The organism is Succiniclasticum ruminis DSM 9236 (assembly GCF_900112895.1).
Taxonomy (GTDB): domain Bacteria; phylum Bacillota; class Negativicutes; order Acidaminococcales; family Acidaminococcaceae; genus Succiniclasticum; species Succiniclasticum ruminis.
In genome coordinates, this window is the sequence record NZ_FONL01000027.1 from 1 (window position 1) to 19402 (window position 19402).

Sequence of the window (19402 nt, forward strand, 5' to 3'; positions counted from 1 at the left end):
TGATATTTGAACGACATGCGAATCTGAAATATAAATTTGGAAATCGAAAATTCTGGGCAACCGGATATTACGTTAGTACGGTAGGGCTGAATGCGCAAACCATACAGAAATATATCCGGGAACAGGATAAGATGGATCAAATGGAAGATTCGTTATTCAGTAAAGAATACGAAGACCCTTTTAAGGGTAGCAAGTAGTCATACCACTGCGGCTTGAACAAAGTGAAAGCCAGCGTCATTTAGGCGCTGGCCTGTGTTGGGCCCTTATAGGGCTAAGCGAACCACCCCTTGAAGGGGTGGAAGCGATTTTTTTACAGCAGGAAAAGCGTAATGTATATCCGGCGCTGCACAAATCATTATTACTATAATTCAGGTAAAAACCGTAAAAACTATACAAAAATTGACTACAAAACACAAAAAACATACAATAAACCAAAATAGTCTTTGCTATTATTGTATTTACAGTTATAATAGATGCAAAGGATTCAAAAGAGCGTTTATTGTAACGGCGCTCCGTACATTTCCTTTCAGGATTTTGGAAATTAAAGGGGGATAGTTATCATGTTAAAGTCTAACTTTCAAAAGGGTATGTTCACCGTTCTGGTGGGTATCGTACTCTGGTTCCTGCCGGTACCGGCTGGCCTGAAGCCGGAAGCCTGGCACATGTTCGCTATCTTTGTGGCGACCATCATCGGCTTTATCCTGCATCCCATTCCGATCGGCGGCGTAGCGCTGATTGCGGTAGGTCTCACCGGGTTCCTGAAAGTACTGAAACCGGGCGAAGCCCTGTCCGGCTTCGGTAATGCGACTATCTGGCTGATCGTTGGCGCGTACATGTTTGCCAAAGGCTTCATTAAAACCGGCCTGGGCCGTCGTATCGCGTATGTCATCATGTCACAGATTGCCACAAGCTCTTTGAAACTTGGTTACTCACTGGCTATCACCGACTTTATCGTTTCGCCGGCGACCCCGTCCAATACGGCCCGTGGCGGCGGCATCCTGTATCCTATCGTACGGTCCCTCTGCACCGCGTTCCAGTCGGAACCGGATGACGGCACCCGCAAGAAGATCGGCAACTATCTGATGCTCTCTACTTTCGAATGCGACTGCATCACTTCATCTCTGTTCCTGACCTCTGTGGCGCCGAACCTGCTGGTAGCGAAGCTGGCCAAAGACGTGACCGGGCTGGACATCACGTGGGGCACTTACGCGCTGGCCACCATTCTCCCCGGTATTATCGCCCTGATTATCACTCCGTATCTGGTTTATAAATTAGCCACCCCGGAACTGACCCAGACACCGGAAGCTCCGCAGCTGGCCAAAGACGAACTGCAGAAGATGGGTCCCATGAGCGGCGCGGAAACCACCGTGCTGATTGCGTTCCTGGCAGCGCTTGCCATGTGGGCTACCACTTCCTTCACCGGTCTGAACGCGACCATGATCGCCCTGGTCTGCATCGGTTTCATGCTGGTGCGCGGCGCGCTGGAATGGAATGATATCATCACCGAAAAAGGCGCGTGGGATACGCTGGTATGGATGGGCGGTCTGATGAGCCTGGCTACCGGCCTGGCAAAACTGGGCTTCGTAAAATGGATTGCAACGGGCATCTCCGGAAGCCTGAAGGGAATCGATCCCATGACCACCTTGCTCATTCTGTGTCTCATTAACATGTATGTGCATTACGCATTCGCGTCCCTGTCCGCACACGTCAGCGCAGTATACGCCGCGTTCCTGGCAGTGGCAGTTGCCGCAGGCGCTCCCCCGATGCTTTCCGCTATCGCGCTGGGCGTTGAAACCGGTATCATGGGTTGCTTAACCCATTACGCAACCGGCCCGGCTCCCATTTACTTCGGCTCCGGTTACATTACCCAGCCGGAATGGTGGAAAGTTGGTTTCATCTGCTCCATCCTGTTCCTGATCTGCTTCCTGGGTATTGGCCCGATGTGGTGGAAGATGGTTGGTCTCTGGTAAGCGGTACAGACCGATTGTACCGTAACGTTGGCGCAGTCTGGTAACAGCTTAACAGTTTAAAAAGCGCAAAAGTTACAACATAAGAAGAGCGGCTCCCTTCCGGGGCCGCTTTTTATATAAAAAAGCAGTAGATTATTTTTAAATTCGCCTGTATAATAGTGGTAACTATTTTTAACCTAACGTAATCTGGAGGGGAAACAATGAAGACAAGAAACGGACTGTTTGCAGACGTCGCCGAGTCGGACTGGAACGACTGGCGCTGGCAGGTCATTCACCGGGCCACAACCGTAAAGGATCTGGAGGACTACGGCATTGTACTGACCGAGGAAGAGCGCAACGGGATCGAAGCGACCCTGGGGCGGCTCAGAATGGCGGTGACCCCTTATTATCTTTCGCTGATTGATCTTGACAATCCTTATGACCCTGTCAGGAAACAGGCGATTCCCACTGCGAATGAATTGAATTTCGCGCCCTATGAAGACGCGGACCCCCTGGCCGAAGATGAGTTCAGCCCCGTTCCGGGCGTGACCCACCGTTATCCGGACCGGGTTCTGCTCCTGGTAACGGACCAGTGTTCCATGTACTGCCGTCACTGCACCAGAAGAAGATTCGCGGGGCAGCATGACCAGAACGTTCCCATGGAACAAATCATGCGGGGAATTGAATACATCAGAAATAATGAACATATCCGTGACGTGCTTATTTCCGGCGGCGACGCGCTGATGCTCAGCGATGCGGTACTGGAAAAAGTCATGTCGGAATTACGGGCCATCGAACACGTGGAGATCATCCGTTTCGGCACCCGGACGCCGGTTGTCTGCCCGCAAAGAATCACGCCGGAACTGTGCAACATGATCAAAAAATATCATCCGGTGTGGTGCAACACCCACTTTAACCATCCCAACGAACTGACCGACGAAGCCCGTCAGGCCTGCGCCCGCCTTGCCGACGCCGGTATCCCCCTGGGGAACCAGAGCGTATTGCTGGCCGGTGTGAACGACTGCGTGCATGTTATGAAAGAACTCGTTAACGCCCTGGTGCGCGCCCGGGTACGTCCGTACTATATTTACAATTGCGATCCGAGCCTGGGCCTGAGCCATTTCCGGACTCCGGTTTCCAAAGGGATTGAAATCATGGAAGCGCTGCGCGGCCATACCTCCGGCTTCTGCATCCCGACCTTTGTGGTGGATGCCCCCGGTGGCGGCGGAAAAACACCTGTTATGCCGAACTACCTGATTTCCCAGACGCCGCGGAAAGTGATCCTGCGGAATTACGAAGGCGTAATCACGACCTACACGGAACCGGAAAACTACAAGAACGAATGCCACTGCCCGGTATGCGAAGGCAAGAAGAAGCCGCTGAACCCGCTGACCGGTGTGGCGGAACTCGCGTCTGGCGTTGAACAGAAACACCTGGATCCCGACAGGATGCTGCGCAGGGAACGCAAAGAGAGCTGGAGTAAAAAATGATTAAAAACTCTCCGTCAGGAATGGCGGAGAGTTTTTTGCTGAAGACAGAAAAAAGCAAAGGCCCGCAAAACCGGGAACGATTGCTATTTCATGGACTCATTCGCCTGTGGCTTCGAAACTCGAGGCTTCGCCTCTCAGACAGTCTCGCCACGACGGCGAATTTCATCTCACGAAATTACGCAATCGGTCCCGATGTTTTGCTTTTGCCTTTGCTTTTTAATCTCTTTCCATCAAAAAAACCATCTGCCATATTGCAGGCAGATGGCTTTTATTTATTTTAGTACCACTTTTTCAGGAGAACATACGAAATCACAACGGTAAATATGCTGATGCCCAGCCAGACCGTTAGCATCGGATTATGCCACAACATAGCAGATCACCCTCCTTTATTTCTGGGCCTGTGCTTCCGGCAGGTCGCTCTTCCAGAGGTTGCCCAGCACAAACATGACTACGAAGCTGACTAATACGCCCCAGGCGCCGGCAGCCATAACGCTGCGTTCAATGTGGGCGATGAGGTACAGGTAGAAGTAAACGCCTTCGCCGACGATAGCGCCGATGATGGCAGCTTTGGAGTTGGCGATCTTCGGCAGGAACAGGGCGAAGATCAGGGGAGCCAGGGTAGCCGCGGATACACCGGAGATACCGATCCAGACCATAACGCCCATGAACGGAGGCGGATTGAAGACGAGGTACAGTGAAATCGCGCCGATAATGGCCGGCAGGATTTTTGTCAGGCCGTAGGCGAAACGTTCCGCCTTTTCTTCTTCCATGTTAATGATCCCATGTTTTACGAGAGTCTTCAGGAACAGGTCGTTGCTGATGCAGGTGGTGATAACCAGGATCAGGCCGCAGGCGGTGGACATCAGCGCCGCGACGATGGCAACCGACAGGATGGTACTGATAACCGGATGGAACAATTTTACATATTCGATAACCGCGTTGTCCGCAACCTTAAGGGACGGATTGATAGCCCGCATGTATAGGCCGCCGAACATAACCAGCAGGCAGCAGAAGGAAGCGAATATCCAGGTCCAGATCATCTTGGACATATCTTTCGGGTTCTTTAACGCCATGATCTTGTTCAGCAGCTGGGGCTGGCCCGCAAACGCGAATTCGATGAACATTACGCCGAAGATGGTGGCGTAACTGTACATGTGCAGCGCGCCGGGGTTGGTTACGGTAACGAAGTAAGGATTCTGGGCCGCAAGGATGTCGGACACCTCCGTCAGGCCGCCCTTGAAGAGCATCAGGCCGGAGACGAATACGAACACGCCTGCGAAAATCATCAGACACATCTGCCCGATACTGGTGTAAACGTCGGCGAAGAGGCCGCCTACGGTTACGTATAATACGGTGATGATGGTGACGCCGATGATGGCCGTGGTGTAATCCAGGCCGTCAATCATTCCCGAAAGCAGAGAGCCGCCTGCGGAGAACTGACCGGCGATGTAGAATATCTGGATAATGAAAACGATGGAGCACAGACCTCTCAGCACGTCGCTGTTGTAACGTTTCGCCAGCCAGTCCGCCATGGAGATGGACTTCAGTTCCACGTTACTGTTGCGGACGCCCTTGGCAAGCAAGATGAAGCCCAGGGTTGAAGCGCAGAAGATGGCAAGGAAGATCCACATGCCGGTGGAGCCCCAGGCATAACAGAAACCTACATAACCCATAAATGTCGCGGCGGAGAAGAACGAAGCCGCGAAGGCAAGTCCCAGAGGAATCGGGCCCATTGATTCGCCGGCTACCGCGAAGTCGCTTAAGCCTTTGATCTTTTTGGCGCCCAGAAAGCCTACGTAAATTACAAAGCACACATAGAGTGCCAGACCGCATATCATCCATGTATTCAGTGACATGGTGTTTCCTCCTTTACTGAGTATTTTTTACTGCCTTATATCAGATTTTTTCCCACTCGGATTTAACCAGTGCTTTGTTCAGGTCGCGCAGATACGGAACGGTGCGCCTTGCCTCGGTGCATTTATCGATGTCGATTTCCGCCACGAGGACAGCGTCTTCATCCCGGCCGGCTTCGCAGAGAACCTCTCCGTTCGGCGCTACGATACGGGAATGGCCGCCCAGGAATACGGTGTTGTCGTCCACACCGGCCCGGTTCACGGCGATTACATAGATACCGTTTTCCAGAGCCCGGGCTTTGGACTGGATATCCCATACATAGTAACGGGCGCGGCCGAAGGCTGCCGGATAGATGATCACGTTGGCGCCTTTCAGAACCATCAGGCGGGAAATGTCTGGGAAACCGATTTCATAGCAGATCTGCATGCCGATATGCAGGTCGCCGTAGTTGATGGGGGCGGGAACTTTGCAGCCGTTCTGGAAACGGAGCTCTTCATTGTCCCAGAGATGTACTTTGTCGTAGGTGCCCATTACGCCGTTTTCGTTAACGGTGAGGGCGGTGTCGGTGATGATGCCCTTGTTGGGGGTGGTTGCCAGAATGCATCCGGAAACCAGAATCTGGTACTTTTTGGCCTGTTCAATCATCCACTGGGTTGTACGGCCATCCGGAATATCTTCCGCCAGTTCCACGTCCTGTTTCGGTATCCAGTAAGCCGTATTAAACAACTCAGGGAAGATGACCCATTTCGCTCCTTTTTCTACTGCTTCTTTCAATAATGCTTCGGCTTTGGCAAGATTCGCGTCCACATTAGCGAGTTCGCAGTTCATCTGGATTGCAGCTACTTTGATTTTCATACTATCGCCTCCTGTTGCTTAAAATAGTTTGCACGAACACCCTCTTGCAAGGTTCAATAAAACACATATGTGTGTTTTTGACAATTTTATATTAACATCTTTTTGATTTATTTTTCATTTTGCAACTTTTGTTGACAAATAAACAGGTTTTTGTGCGGTATACGGAATTAAAATACTTGCGCAAAAAACGGCCAGACGATATGATAGTTTTGAAAAAAGATTGTCTTTTGCCGATGGTTACTGATGTTTCAGCAATCCGGAAAGAGCATTCGATTTTCCGGTTAAAATAATTGTAATGGTGGTATTATGGCCTGGTATAGTATACTGACAAATCTGTGCGCCCGGATCTTCGTGGTCCTGATCCTGTTTTCGATTTTATGCCGCACGGCGATTCTAAGGGAAACCATTAACACGCTGCATGAGAAGGTCCGGAGTAAGGTAAAGCTTGTGTTGTTCTTTTCCTTTTTCGGCGGGCTGGATTTATTTTGCGGCACGCTGCTTCCGACCATTGTGGTAAACAACCACAGCACCTACGTAATTTCAGCCGGACTGATCGGCGGGCCGGCTGCAGGTGTGGCGACAGCCTGTATCCTTTCTCTGGTTTCTATCGTGCTGATTAAGCCTCCCGTTGTGCTTTCCATCGTCCTGACGGTAGCGGAAGGCATAATTGCAGGCATGTTGTCCAAATGGCTGCAAAAGCAGAATTATAATTTTGTGCACGCAGGCGCGATTGCTTACACATTAACTTCTGTCTATCTTGCGCTTTTGGCAGTGTTCCCTCCTGATCTTCTGCCGTACCCCTTCACGCTGGAAGATGCTATTTTCCCCCTCCTTTTTTCCGTAACGGTGGGCACGGGTTCCTTTATCGGTCTTCTGGAAGATTATTACAACCAGCAGGAAAAATTTGAAGGAATCAGCGCGAAAATCGCGTTAAAGATCACGAACAGCACCCTGTCCTTTTTGCAGGACGGCCTGGATAAAAAAAGCGCTTCCGAGACCGTCGATATTATTATCAAGGATTCGGAAACCTTCGACTTTGTGGCCATTACTTCCATGGATGATATTCTGGGTTTCACGTCGTACCGTACAGAAGGGCCCTTTGTCACGTTTTTGAAAAACGATTTCGCAAAACTTTTTAAAAGCGATTTCTCCATCCCCACCGAAAAGCTGGATGTAATCCGGGCCTGCCTGACGGTGCCGCTCTACGACGATAAGAGAAAGTTCGGCTACCTTTGCGCCGGCCATATTATGGATAACCGGGTCTCGCCGATGGAAGAAACGCTGATCAACGGTATCGGGACCATGATCTCGACACAGCTGGCGTTCCATAACATCAAAGAAAAAGCCGATCTGCTGCAGCAGGCGGAAATCAAGGCGCTGCAGTCACAGATTAATCCGCATTTCCTGTTTAACGCGCTGAGCACGATCAGTTATTACTGCACGCAGCAGCCCCAGACCGCGAAAACGCTGATCAACGATCTGGCCAATTATTACCGCAAAAACCTGGCGGATGCGGATACCATGATCACCATCCGGGAAGAACTCCAGCACATCGGCGCCTATATCCATCTGGAACAGGCGCGTTTCAGGGAACGCCTCCAGGTGGATTATGAACTGAACACGGAAAATTCGTTCATGCTGCCGGCGCTGATCCTGCAGCCCCTTGTGGAGAATGCCATCAAACACGGTCTCTATCCGAAAATTTCCGGAGGCAAGATCACCATACGGATCGACGAGAAGCCTTCCTATTTCCGTATCACCGTGATTGACGACGGTATGGGAATCGCCAGGGAAAAACTGGCCACCATACTGGATGATTCCGTGCCCAAGAAATCCATCGGCCTGTCGAATGTCAACAAACGGCTGAACACATTATACGGCAGTAAAAACAGGCTGCGCATATTCAGCCGCGTAAATAAAGGAACCATAGTTTCCATGAGAATCCCGGTCCAGGAGGTGATCAGTACGCAATGATCAGAATAATAGTAGTAGATGATGAATTCCCAACCCGGCAGGAACTGGCGTCCCTCCTTCTGAATATCAAAGATGTGGAGATCGTCGCGGAATGCTCTCTGGGGCAGGAAGCGCTGGATTTCCTGCAGAAGGATACGGCGGATCTGATTTATCTGGACATCGAGATGCCCCAGATCAACGGGATCGAGACAGCGAAAATCATTAAATCGACCATCAAGAATCCGCCTGAAATCGTGTTTGCCACAGGGTTTGACCAGTTCGCGGTTACCGCCTTCGAACTGAATGCCCTGGATTATATTCTTAAACCGTATACGCAGGAGCGGATCCTTGCGTCGATCATGCGTTACCGGAATCTGAAACGGCAGCTTTCAGAGAAAAAACCCTCAGCGCAGCAATTAAAATTCCCTATCTGGTACAACGAAAAAATGATCCTGCTGAACGCGGAAACGGAAATCAGCCTGATCAAATCCGAACAGCAGCGCATCCTGGTATTTTCGGAGAAAGGCGTCTTTGAGATCAACACGCCGTTAAAAGAACTGGAACAAAAACTCACGGGGCACGGCTTCCTCCGCACCCATAAATGTTATATCGTGAATATCAACAAAGTCAGGGAAGTGGTCCCGTGGTTTAACGATACGTTTGTGCTGACGCTGGAAAACTGTTCCCAGAAAGATATTCCCGTTTCCCGGCATTACATACAGGAATTTAAAAAATATGTAAATCTGTAATCCGCGCCTTCCCAATTCCCTGTTTTGCTTGAAACATTTTTATGTAAATGGTATTATTTAATTGTTGAAGAGCAATACGTTCCGACAGTTAATGATACCGACGGGCCCCGGGGTTCGTCAGAAAAGAGGGATAACATGAAATACGTAGAAATCAAGGCTATCGAAATTAATTCCATGGATGACGACGTGCTGCAGGACAGCATCATCTTTGGCGTGGACGAAACCATCACAAAGCCGGAAGAAGTGCCTGCCGTATTACGTAAGATCCTCAAAAAATACTATAACATTGCTTCGTTCGGCCAGGAAGTCAACAAAGATCCGATCCTTTTCGGAAAAGAAATGGACGAAATCGAAGAAAAATATCTGAACGAATACGGAATTTACACCCTTGACATCCAGGAAATCAAAGTCAACTGGGAAAACGGCATGACGATCTGAAACGGGTAAGGCTTTTTGAAAGAGTAATCATACTTTCGTACCATTTCTGCGTGTCCGGGCCTGGTATATAGTAACAATTTAATGTTTGTTTGCGCTGGCAGCCGTAGATTTTTCTGCGGCTGTTTTGTTATAATAAAACAAAAGAATATTGCAGACGAAATAAGGACAACGCATTTCCCTGCGGATAATCCGGCGCAGTTTGTAATTGATTAAGGAGGGGTACCCATGAAAAAGTTCCTGGCGGTTTTATTACTTTCTTTAGTCGTATCCTCCTCCGCCTGGGCGGGCGGAATTGAAACAACCACCCTTTTCGACAGGAAATCGAATCCGGACACGTCCATACTCGTCGGGGTGGACGCGGAACAGAAAGCCAGATACTTCCCGGACGGAAAGATGAGCGGGAACGTGCTGGCGTTTCTCGTGAAGATAAAAGGCCGCGAGATTCTGTTTGATGCCGGCCTGCCGGACGGTCATATCGCGGAAGAACTGAAGAAAAACGGCCTGGCTGCCGGCGATGTTAAGACGATTCTGCTGACCCATCTGCACCGGGACCATTACGGCGGACTGGTAGATGCGGACGGCAAAGCCGCTTTCCCGAACGCGGAAGTTTATGTCAGCCGGGCAGAGCGAGCCTACTGGGTGGATGAAAAGAAGGATCCGAATGTGATCCGCGCCCTTGCGCAGTACGCCGGCCGGGTTCAGGTGTTCGAGCCCGGTGACAAGGTGATGCCGGGGGTAAAGGCGCTGGACACCAGCGGGCACACGCCGGGCCATGTTTCCTTTCTACTGAAAAGCGGCAAGGATAAGCTGCTGGTGATCGGCGACCTTATCCACTTCTCCCGTATCCAGCTCCCGCTTCCCGAAGTAGCGGTGAAATATGATGTGGATCCGGCCAAGGCCGTACAGGCCCGTAAACGGATCTTTGACTATGCCTGCGAAAAGCGTATTCCCATGGCCGGCATGCACGTTCCCTTCCCGGGAATGCTTAAACTGAAGAAGGCCGGCGCAGGATACGAGGAATATTGATCTGTCGCGGTTCAAAAAACTTGAAACGCGCTGCGGCGCAGTGTAATGCGTTACAGCGCAGAAAGAAGGGTTCTGAATGTTACTGAATGATGTGTTCCAGAAACATCCCGCAGAGAAAACAGCATTCATTTTCAAGGATCAGTTTACGACCTATGGTGAATTCCGGAAAAAAGTGCTGGACTGGGCAGTGTTTTTACAGTCCCTGGGGGTGAAGCGGGGCGACCGGGTCGGGCTGTTCAGTAAAAATTCCCCGGACTTTGTGGCAGCCTATTTTGCCATTGTCAAAGCCGGCGGCATCGTAGTGCCTTTCAATTTCCAGCTGATTGCGCCGGAGGTGGCGTATATCGTCCAGGACACGGGGATGGAAATCCTGATCACCCGATCGAAGCTGGATATCGGGCAGGCCCTGCAGGATCTGGGCTGGGAAAAGGAATTAAAGCAGATTACCTTTGACGAGATGGCGGCGCCACTGGGGGCGAAACTCATCGAATATGATATGAAGGAATCGGATCCTGCGGTTATCATTTATACGTCCGGCACCACCGGGCGGCCCAAAGGGGCGATGCTGAGCCAGGGGAACGTGGTGCACAATACGGAAGATTTCATGGCCATCATCCCGGTCAGCGAAAACGACGTGGGTCTGTGCGTGCTGCCCATGTATCACGGCTTCGGCTGGAACTGCTCGATCGTGATGAACCTGTACCTGGGCGCGACCATGGTGGTGCAGGAGACGTACCAGTTTGGCGAGTCCATGAACCTGATCAAAAAATATAAGATCAACTCCATGTTCGGCGTGCCGACCATGTACCAGATGTTCGTGAAAGGGGCGCAGCCGGAAGACCTGGCGCACTTCAGCTACTTTATCAGCGGCGGGGCCGCCCTGTCCCGCAACCTGTACGATACCTTCGCGGAAAAATTCGGCCAGCACGTGCATGAGGGCTACGGTTTGTCGGAAGCGTCGCCGGTGGTGACCTGCAGCCGCAGGAACAAAACGAAACAGGGCTCCATCGGGGAACCGCTCCCTAACGTCAGGGTGAAGCTGGTGGACGAGAACTTCAACGAGGTTCCGGTGGGCGAAGTGGGGGAACTCTGCGTACAGGGGCACAATCTTATGATCGGTTACTGGAACCGCCCCAAAGAAACGGCCTACGCGCTGCGCGACGGCTGGCTGCATACGGAAGACCTGGCGTACAAGGATGAAGACGGGATGCTGTTCATCGTGGACCGGCTGAAAGACATGATCATCAGCAGCGGCGAAAACGTCTATCCCCGTGAGGTGGAAGAAGCGCTGATGACCCATCCAGACGTAAAAGAGGCAGCGGTCATCGGCATCCCGGACAAACTGCGCGGGCAGGCGATCTGCGCCTACATTGTGCCGGAAGACGGCGGCATAAGAGACAAGCGGATGATCCGTAAATATCTGCTTTCCCGGATCGCCGCCTACAAAGTTCCCAAGGAATATATTTTCTGCGAGCAGCTGCCCCGGAACAATACGGGCAAAGTATTGAAAAAGGTGCTGCGGCAGCAGGCGGTGGAGGATCTGATCAACCGGAAATAATTTTTTGGCGCTGACGGCGGCAGAGCGGTTTACGGCTGGCTCCTGAATGATCAATGAGGTGGATACCGATGGCTGGAAATAAACAGAAGCTGAAACTGTTGTACCTCATAAAAATATTTACCGAAGATACGGACGACCAACACGCCCTTACCCTTCCCCAGATTGCGGAAAAACTGGACGCCTACGGGGTAAGCGCGGAGCGGAAGACGCTGTATCAGGATTTCGAGCTGCTGCGTGATTTCGGTTTTGATATTATCGGCCAGCAGGCCCGGCGGAATTTTTATTACCATATGGGCAACCGCAGGTTTGAACTGCCCGAGCTGAAACTGCTGGTGGACTCCGTGCAGTCGGCCAAGTTCATCACGGACAAAAAATCCAACGCGCTGATAAAAAAACTGGAAGGCATGGTGAGCAAGTATGAGGCCCGGAAACTCCAGCGGCAGGTCATTATTTCCGGGCGCATCAAGGCCATGAACGAAAGCATCTACTATAATGTAGACAAGCTGCACGAGGCCATCGGGACGGACCGCCAGATCCGGTTCAAATATTTCCGGTGGAACATAAATAAGGAAATGGAGCTGCGCAAGGACGGCGCCTGGTATCAGGTCAGCCCCTGGGCGCTGATGTGGGACGACGAGAACTACTATCTGGTAGGCTACGACGCGGAAGACGGAAAGATCAAGCACTACCGCGTGGACAAAATGTGGCGGATCTCCGTGGCGGACAGGAAGCGGGAAGGAAAGGAACAGTTCAGGGCTTTCAATATGCCCCGGTACACGAAGAGCCTGTTCGGCATGTTCGGAGGCGAAGAGGTTAAAGTTACGCTGGAGGCGGAAAACGGCATGGTGGGGATCCTGCTGGACCGCTTCGGCAAGGACATTCCCGTCAAACCGGTGGACGCAGACCATTTCCGCACATCTGTGGTGGTAGCGGTGAGCAGCCAGTTCCTGGGCTGGATCATGGCGCTGGGAGACGGCGTGAAAATTATCGGGCCGGACAAAGTCGTGGCCCGGATGAAAGAAGAAATCAGGCTGATAAGCCAAATGTATGAAAATTGAATTGAAAAAAGGAAACCGGCCTGATAAGCCGAATATATGAAGACTGAAGCGGGAAAAGGAAACCGGTCAGAGATTAATTTCAGTGATTATTAGTTAATGTACATCTAACAGGTTATGAAAGATTTATTCGGTTATGCCAGGGTGATCGCCATCGGCGACATCCACGGCATGTATGAAAAGTTAACAGCGCTGATGGAAAAAATCAGCTTTGACCCGGAAGAAGACCTGCTGGTTTTCCTTGGGGACTATATCGACCGCGGCCCGGATTCTGTCAGCTGCCTGCAGTACGTGTATGACCTGCAGCACCGGAACCCGGATTCCGTCATCTGCCTGCTGGGGAATCACGAGGTGATGCTTTCTTCCTACCTTATAGAGAAGCGGGGCATCTATAATACCCTGATCGGCGATTACTCGGAGTCCTGGCTGGAGAACGGCGGTTTCCAGACGCTGCAGCAGCTGAAGGAAACAGACGCAAAGAAACGGGAAGAACTGCTTGCATGGGTTACGGATCTTCCGGTTAAGTATCAGTATCAGGAGTTTTTCTTCTGCCACGCCGGCGTTGACCCGGATGTGCCGCTGTCTGTGCAGAATGAATATGACATGCTCTGGCGGCGCCGTAAGTGGTGGGAACAGTATAAGGGCGCGGAAACCATCGTGACCGGGCACACGCCCATACAAAAGATAAAAAAAGGGACGAGAAGCGTGAAGCCGCTGTTTTTGTCGAACCGTGTCATTATGTGCGATACCGGCGCATACATGGCCGGCGGCAAACTGAGCGGCGTGGACGTGTTAAGCAGGAAAGTCTGGCAGACTTAGCACTTACCGAAGAGGTAAGTGCTTTTTTTATGTAAAAAAGTAAGAAACCGGTTTCTTTTTGCATTCAAATTTATATTTAAAAGTTTCTTTTTGCCTGTGCGAGAGAGGACTTTTGGACAGGTAATTGTTTATAATAAAGATGGAAGGTCAAATTGGGAGGAGCAATCGGTCGAAAGAAAAAATATTTAAAGGAACGATTAAAATAAAATTTAAGCAAAATATAATATAAAAATAAAATAAATTATATAAAATCACAATTAAGTATTGACAACATCGCTGGCAATAAATTATAATAATTACGGAAAACGTTGAAATGATTCAGTAAGTTGTGACAGGAGGCAGATAACCATGAAACTGGCAGAAGCGTTGCAGGAACGGTCGGACATCAACAAACGGATCAGCGAGCTGAGGCGCAGGCTGGAGAACTGCCTGCTGGTACAGGAAGGGGAAGAGCCGGCAGAAGATCCGATGGATCTGCTGAACGAGCTGGATTCCTCGACGGAACGGCTGGAAACGTTGGTGGCATCCATCAACGAAACGAACTGCAATACTAAGGTAGACGGTATGAGTCTGACAGAGCTCATTGCAAGAAAGGATGCTTTAACACTCAGACATTCTGCGTATAAAGAACTGGTTTATACCGCAGGAAACAACACGTACAGGGCCAGAGGAACGGAAATCAAAGTGAAAGCCGTCATCAAAGCGGCAGAGTTGCAGAAAACAGTAGACAGCCTGGCGAAGGAGATCCGTAAGCTTGATAATAAATTACAGGAAACCAACTGGAAAACGGAACTGGTGGAAAAATAAAGGAGTTGTTTCCCGGAAGGGCGTTGTTACATAACAATTGAACAGACGGTAACCTTACAGGGGGCGTATCAGGCGGCAACTGCCGAAGTTGCAAGCAAAGAAATTTGCCATATGTCGCACCGGGCCATGCGTTTACTAATTCATCGTTACCGGCCCAATCGTGTACGAGCGTATCGTAACCGTGATCATTCGTTACCGGATATGAACTGTAAGGCGAGGGTGGTGTAAGGGGAATTTCACTAACATAACTTCATTCCGACACATCAGCATTGGCACCGGAAAACCGCGTTGGCGAAGAGAATCAGTAAGTTAGGGTAAACGGAGGTGTTGCCGATGAATTCCAAAGTTGACCTGCACATGCATTCCAAGGCTTCGGACGGTTCGGACTGGATTCCCGGACTGCTGCGGAAAATACAGAAACTGGGGATCCGGACCTTCGCGCTGACCGATCACGATACGATCAAAGGCGTACAGCGGATGGAAAAAATAGTTCCTGACGGCATACGCTTCATCAGAGGGATAGAACTCTCCTGTAAAACGGAAGTGGCAAAATGCCATATCCTCGGTTACAACTATGACCTGAAACAAAAAGAGTTCCTGGACTTTGTGGCGGAAGCCTACGGGGTCTGAATCAACAAAACCCATAACCGCCTGCGCTATATGGAAGAGGAGTTCGGCTTCCGGTTTACCGCTGAGGAAAAAGAAGCGCAGCTGAAAAACCCCGGCAAGCTGCAGCTGAAACTGTTGCTGGAAAAGAAACTGCGGCAGCTGCATCCCGGCGCGGAGCCGGTGGATATCTTCGCGACCTACTTCAAAAACCTGCCCAGCGGCAGGGTGGACGCAACCCGCGCCATCCGGGCAATCAAAAACGCCGGGGGAATCGCGGTCTGGGCGCATCCGCTGGGAGGCACGGGGGAAAAACGCCTGACCAAAGAACAGTTTGCCGCCCAGCTGCAGACGCTGAAAGAGGCAGGGATCGCGGGACTGGAATGCTACTATTCCGAATACACGACGGAAGAATCGGAAATGCTGTGGCAGGCAGCGATGGAACAGGGACTGCGGATCAGCGGCGGCAGCGACTACCATGGCAGGAATAAAAAGCACCTGCACCTGGGCATGCTGAATAAGGATGACGCAATAATAACAGAAGATAAACTGAGTGTGCTTAAGCTGTTATGATAACAGTTACCTGCATTGCCGGCAACAACAGTTTCTGCTGTCCGGCAATGATTTTGGAGGACGCTATGGGCGTGAGTTTTATTATTGGTGACGTTACAACCCTGCAGGCGGATGCGGTTGTCAACGTCATTAATTTTGAGATGGAAGACGGCGGCAGCGTGAATCATGCCATTCATGCAGCGGCAGGGCCTGAATTAAAAGAGTACTGCGAAACAACAGACCGCTGTCCTGTAGGCGGAGCGAAGCTGACGCCCGCTTTCAATCTGCCTGCCCGCTATATTATTCACACCGTGGCCCCACTGTGGCGGGACGGCAGAGAACAGGAAGAAAAATGGCTGGCCGCCTGCTATCTGCGTTCTTTGGAATTAGCGGCGAAATACAACTGCTGGAAGGTTGCGATTCCTGTGTTTTCTGCCGGCAGTTCCGGCTTTCCGTCCGGAAAAGCGCTCCAGATTGCGTATGATACATGCCGGTATTGCCTTATAGAAAAAAATATTACGGCGGATATCCTTCTTGTGCTTTATGCCCGGGATACAGGCTGTAACATACAGGCTGAAAGTACTGCAGCCGTGTTCAACACGGTGGCGGAGTATGTAAAGTTGCATCATCAGCTTGAAGAAGACAGAATAAGAATGCTGCGGCTTGCGGAAGGCGCGAAACCCTATTTTCCGGAAGAAGCGCAACGTATCCGGGAAATTATGATGCCTGACGGCGCTACGATGATCGTTGTGCCGCAAGGCGCCAGCGTACAGTTCTCTATAAGCAGCATACCGCCTAAACCCGGGAATATGCCGGACAGGGAAGAGTTTGTTCCCGAAGCGCCCTTCACGAAGAAGCTGTTGCGTTACATGGACGCAAAAGGAATGACGGCGCCTAGGGTTTACAGTGACGCAGGCTATGACCGGAAACTGTTTTCCAAAATCCAGAGCGATCCGGATTACCACCCCAGAAAATATACGGTAGTGCGTTTCGCCCTGGCACTGAAACTGGACCCGGAGGAAACAGAAGACCTGTTGAACGCGGCGGGTTTTGCCCTGTCGCGCAGTATGCTTGTCGATCTTGTCATCGCATATTGCATTGAAAACAATATGCGATCGGTATGGGAAGTGAACAGCATTTTAGAAAACTGGGGTCTGGAAACCATCTGAAAATGTCGCCATCATGGTGATTACAGTCAAAGCCGCATAATGCGACTTTGAACGAAAGAGTTAATGAATAACGAAAAAGTAAATGAATATAGTCAGTAGTCAGGAAACACCCCGGCATTACGTCGGGGTATTTTTTGCGTTAAGAGTCTTTTCTTTTCCAAAACTCAGTGCTATAATAACAACGAACGCTTGTTCTAATTTATTATACGGGGAGGTTATTTATGGATAATGATACTGAAGTAATATCGTTGGAAGCTGACGATATCAAACGCCGGATATTTATGATCCGGGGGAGACAGGTGATGCTGGACAAGGACCTGGCGGAGCTGTACGGGTATGAAGTTAAAAACCTTAATCGGCAAGTTAAGCGCAACATAAGAAGATTTCCTAAAGACTTTATGTTTCAATTGACGCAAAACGAAATGGATATTTTGCGGTGCCAAAATGTCACCACAAGTGTTAAGAGCAGAACTCTTCCTTATGCGTTTACTGAGCAGGGAATTTATATGTTAGCTACTGTTCTTAGAGGTGAGCTGGCAGAAACGCAAAGCATTTTTATCATGCGGGCTTTCCGGGAAATGCGCCACTTCGTCGCAAACAACGCTGCATTGTTTGACCGGATCAGCAAAGTGGAACTGAAGCAACTGGAAACGGACAAAAAGTTTGACCAGCTTTTTGAGTATATTGGCGAACACACAGAAACAAACCAGAAACTCTTTTTTGATGGACAAATTTATGATGCGTTCAGCCTGCTTATAGAGTTGATACAGAAAGCAGATCAGGAAATTATCCTGATAGACGGATATGTGGATGTGAGTACGCTGAACGTATTAGCGAAGAAAAAGTCCGGTGTGGCCGTGACAATTTATACATTCAAAAAGACAAAACTGACAGTACAGGACGTTGCTGTTTTTAATGCGCAGTACCCACAGCTGGAAGTAAAATACACCAGTGTTTTTCATGACCGGTTTCTGATTTTGGACGGGAAGACCGTTTATCATATCGGAGCGTCGCTAAAGGATGCGGGGAAGAAATGCTTTGCGGTTTCGCTGATGAAAGATGCAGGACCTGAACTGATGAAAAAACTGGCGCAATGCAAGTAGAGTTATAACCTGAGGTTTCAGTTTGGAATTTCACCAGCGATGAGGTGAGCTTGGCCCGGGAAACCATCTGAAAATGTCGCCATCATGGCGACCACGACCATAAATAAATGTGCTATAGTGATAATGCAAGCGGGAACAAATGTTACGCAAAAAAGTCCTTCACAGCAGTCCCTGCATTGGAAGCAGGTGTACCGGGCCGTGAAGGACTATATTTGACTACATTTCGGGGAGGGATTCCAATGAAAAAATTGTTTATGGCTGTGTTGACGTTTATCCTGGTAAGTTTTTCTGCAGTGGGGCTTGCGGCAAGGTTTGACACCTGCGCTTTGTTGATTGCAGACGCGGATATGAAAACAGAAGACTATATGAATAAAGTCAGTGACTGTTTAAAAGAAAGCCCGAACGTTGTATTTGGGACAAAGATCCAAACCAAATATCAGGAGTATTGGTTTGAAAAAGGCGAACTTGAGGAAGGCAAAATAGCGCCGCAGGTTTTGTTTGAATTCAGAAAGTTCAGCGGCTATGATAAATGCCTTTATCTCATTACCGAGAAAACCATAGAAAAAACCAGGCAGCGCATAGGCTGGGGCTCTTACGATAAAACCAGGGCTTCGGTTAATATTAAAGGCTTTCTGGTAGGGAAGGATGCCAGCGGCGCCGATAAAATCCTGAAGATGATCAACGTAACACAAAACGCAGATTCTGACACGAGTGATTTACGTGCCAAACGGGCCGCTTTTGAAAAAGCGATGAAAGAACTGGCAAAACAGTTTAACGAGTATCTGAAGAGCGGGAAATAAAAAGGATACAAAAAACAGGGATGGATCTGGAGCTCGATAACCCCAAAAACACCCTTCCATTTTTCAAACTATATAATAGGAAGAAAACTTAAAAAATTGCTTGCGTTTTTGGGTGCAATATGCTATAATAAACATGTAAAAAAGATTGAAGAAAAAACCTGACAGTGATCCAAAAACGAAACCCCAATAGACCATAAAGAGTGCGCGAGAGACAAGCTCAGTGACCGTACAGCAACCTGGCCGGAACGGTTAAGGTGCTAAAGCTTGTATGATGGGATGTTGAGAATGCAGCCCATCGTTCCGATGGGCTTTTATTATGGCTTTAGCTTGGGAGCCGAATCCCTCAAGGGGATTTGGCTCAAAAACCACCTGCTACGCAGGTGGGATTAATGCTTAAGCAAAAGGGCAACATCCTTCTTGTATAATGATAGTGTTCAAGCCGTCACTAAAACAAGAAAGGATGTTGCCCTATGGCAAATAGTTTAGCACATACCAAGTGGGTATGCAAATATCACATTGTATTTACACCAAAATACAGAAGAAAAATCATTTATAACCAATTGCGTTTGGATATCAGAACGATTCTTAAAGATTTGTGCAAATGGAAAGGTGTAGAAAT

The 19402-nt window shown here is 49.7% G+C and carries 20 protein-coding genes and 1 riboswitch; of the genes, 18 read left to right on the forward strand and 2 right to left on the reverse strand.

Annotated features, from left to right (window positions below):
- The 4 genes from BM159_RS11100 to BM159_RS11115 form a co-directional block, all read left to right on the forward strand.
- Positions 1 to 197 (forward strand): transposase (locus BM159_RS11100; RefSeq protein ID WP_177206011.1); only part of this gene is annotated, 197 nt, incomplete at its 5' end.
- Positions 198 to 560: 363 nt separating this feature from the next.
- On the forward strand, positions 561 to 1970 hold the full coding sequence (locus BM159_RS11105; protein WP_177206035.1) for an anion permease: 1410 nt from the start codon (positions 561 to 563) through the stop codon (positions 1968 to 1970).
- 200 nt (positions 1971 to 2170) lie between these two features.
- Positions 2171 to 3439: a lysine 2,3-aminomutase gene (gene kamA / locus BM159_RS11110; RefSeq protein WP_093914288.1), complete on the forward strand. Its 1269-nt coding sequence runs from the start codon at positions 2171 to 2173 to the stop codon at positions 3437 to 3439.
- Positions 3436 to 3720, forward strand: a complete 285-nt coding sequence (locus BM159_RS11115) for a hypothetical protein (protein ID WP_093914289.1) — start codon at positions 3436 to 3438, stop codon at positions 3718 to 3720. Before kamA ends, BM159_RS11115 begins: the two co-directional genes overlap by 4 nt.
- Before the next feature lie 105 nt (positions 3721 to 3825).
- Here BM159_RS11115 and BM159_RS11120 read toward each other — a convergent pair whose 3' ends face one another.
- Together BM159_RS11120 and BM159_RS11125 are read right to left on the reverse strand one after the other, a co-directional pair.
- Complete coding sequence (locus BM159_RS11120; RefSeq protein WP_093914290.1) at positions 3826 to 5295, reverse strand: sodium:solute symporter family protein; 1470 nt, start codon at positions 5293 to 5295, stop codon at positions 3826 to 3828.
- A 40-nt stretch (positions 5296 to 5335) separates the two neighbouring features.
- Entirely contained in the window at positions 5336 to 6148 is an 813-nt protein-coding gene (locus BM159_RS11125) for a carbon-nitrogen hydrolase family protein (protein WP_093914291.1), read from the reverse strand.
- 306 nt (positions 6149 to 6454) lie between these two features.
- Between BM159_RS11125 and BM159_RS11130 the strand changes: the two genes are divergently transcribed.
- The 14 genes from BM159_RS11130 to BM159_RS11195 form a co-directional block, all read left to right on the forward strand.
- Positions 6455 to 8122 carry a histidine kinase gene (locus BM159_RS11130; RefSeq protein WP_093914292.1) on the forward strand — a complete coding sequence of 556 codons (1668 nt, stop codon included), beginning with the start codon at positions 6455 to 6457 and terminating at the stop codon, positions 8120 to 8122.
- On the forward strand, positions 8119 to 8850 hold the full coding sequence (locus BM159_RS11135; RefSeq protein ID WP_093914293.1) for a LytR/AlgR family response regulator transcription factor: 732 nt from the start codon (positions 8119 to 8121) through the stop codon (positions 8848 to 8850). The genes BM159_RS11130 and BM159_RS11135 overlap by 4 nt, the downstream gene beginning before the upstream one ends.
- 135 nt (positions 8851 to 8985) lie before the next feature.
- Positions 8986 to 9288: a hypothetical protein gene (locus tag BM159_RS11140; RefSeq protein WP_093914294.1), complete on the forward strand. Its 303-nt coding sequence runs from the start codon at positions 8986 to 8988 to the stop codon at positions 9286 to 9288.
- Between the two features lie 225 nt (positions 9289 to 9513).
- Positions 9514 to 10314, forward strand: a complete 801-nt coding sequence (locus BM159_RS11145; RefSeq protein ID WP_093914295.1) for an MBL fold metallo-hydrolase — start codon at positions 9514 to 9516, stop codon at positions 10312 to 10314.
- Between the two features lie 76 nt (positions 10315 to 10390).
- On the forward strand, positions 10391 to 11872 hold the full coding sequence (locus BM159_RS11150) for a class I adenylate-forming enzyme family protein (protein WP_093914296.1): 1482 nt from the start codon (positions 10391 to 10393) through the stop codon (positions 11870 to 11872).
- 68 nt (positions 11873 to 11940) lie between these two features.
- Complete coding sequence (locus BM159_RS11155) at positions 11941 to 12930, forward strand: helix-turn-helix transcriptional regulator (protein WP_093914297.1); 990 nt, start codon at positions 11941 to 11943, stop codon at positions 12928 to 12930.
- Between the two features lie 114 nt (positions 12931 to 13044).
- The gene (locus BM159_RS11160; RefSeq protein ID WP_093914298.1) at positions 13045 to 13746 is read left to right on the forward strand and encodes a metallophosphoesterase family protein; all 702 of its coding nucleotides are present in this window, start codon (positions 13045 to 13047) and stop codon (positions 13744 to 13746) included.
- A 348-nt stretch (positions 13747 to 14094) separates the two neighbouring features.
- Complete coding sequence (locus BM159_RS11165; protein ID WP_093914299.1) at positions 14095 to 14553, forward strand: DIP1984 family protein; 459 nt, start codon at positions 14095 to 14097, stop codon at positions 14551 to 14553.
- 333 nt (positions 14554 to 14886) lie between these two features.
- A complete protein-coding gene (locus BM159_RS11170; protein ID WP_093914300.1) occupies positions 14887 to 15183 on the forward strand; it encodes a PHP domain-containing protein in 297 nt (98 codons plus the stop codon).
- Between the two features lie 30 nt (positions 15184 to 15213).
- Positions 15214 to 15732: a PHP domain-containing protein gene (locus BM159_RS11175; protein WP_093914301.1), complete on the forward strand. Its 519-nt coding sequence runs from the start codon at positions 15214 to 15216 to the stop codon at positions 15730 to 15732.
- Positions 15729 to 16880, forward strand: coding sequence for a macro domain-containing protein (locus tag BM159_RS11180; protein WP_093914302.1), 1152 nt, complete (start codon positions 15729 to 15731; stop codon positions 16878 to 16880). The genes BM159_RS11175 and BM159_RS11180 overlap by 4 nt, the downstream gene beginning before the upstream one ends.
- Before the next feature lie 221 nt (positions 16881 to 17101).
- Complete coding sequence (locus BM159_RS11185; protein ID WP_093914303.1) at positions 17102 to 17983, forward strand: ORF6N domain-containing protein; 882 nt, start codon at positions 17102 to 17104, stop codon at positions 17981 to 17983.
- A 239-nt stretch (positions 17984 to 18222) separates the two neighbouring features.
- Entirely contained in the window at positions 18223 to 18783 is a 561-nt protein-coding gene (locus BM159_RS11190) for a hypothetical protein (RefSeq protein WP_093914304.1), read from the forward strand.
- 188 nt (positions 18784 to 18971) lie between these two features.
- A riboswitch (SAM riboswitch) is annotated at positions 18972 to 19061 on the forward strand.
- Between the two features lie 192 nt (positions 19062 to 19253).
- On the forward strand, positions 19254 to 19402 hold a 149-nt coding region (locus BM159_RS11195; protein WP_177206036.1), incomplete at its 3' end, for a transposase.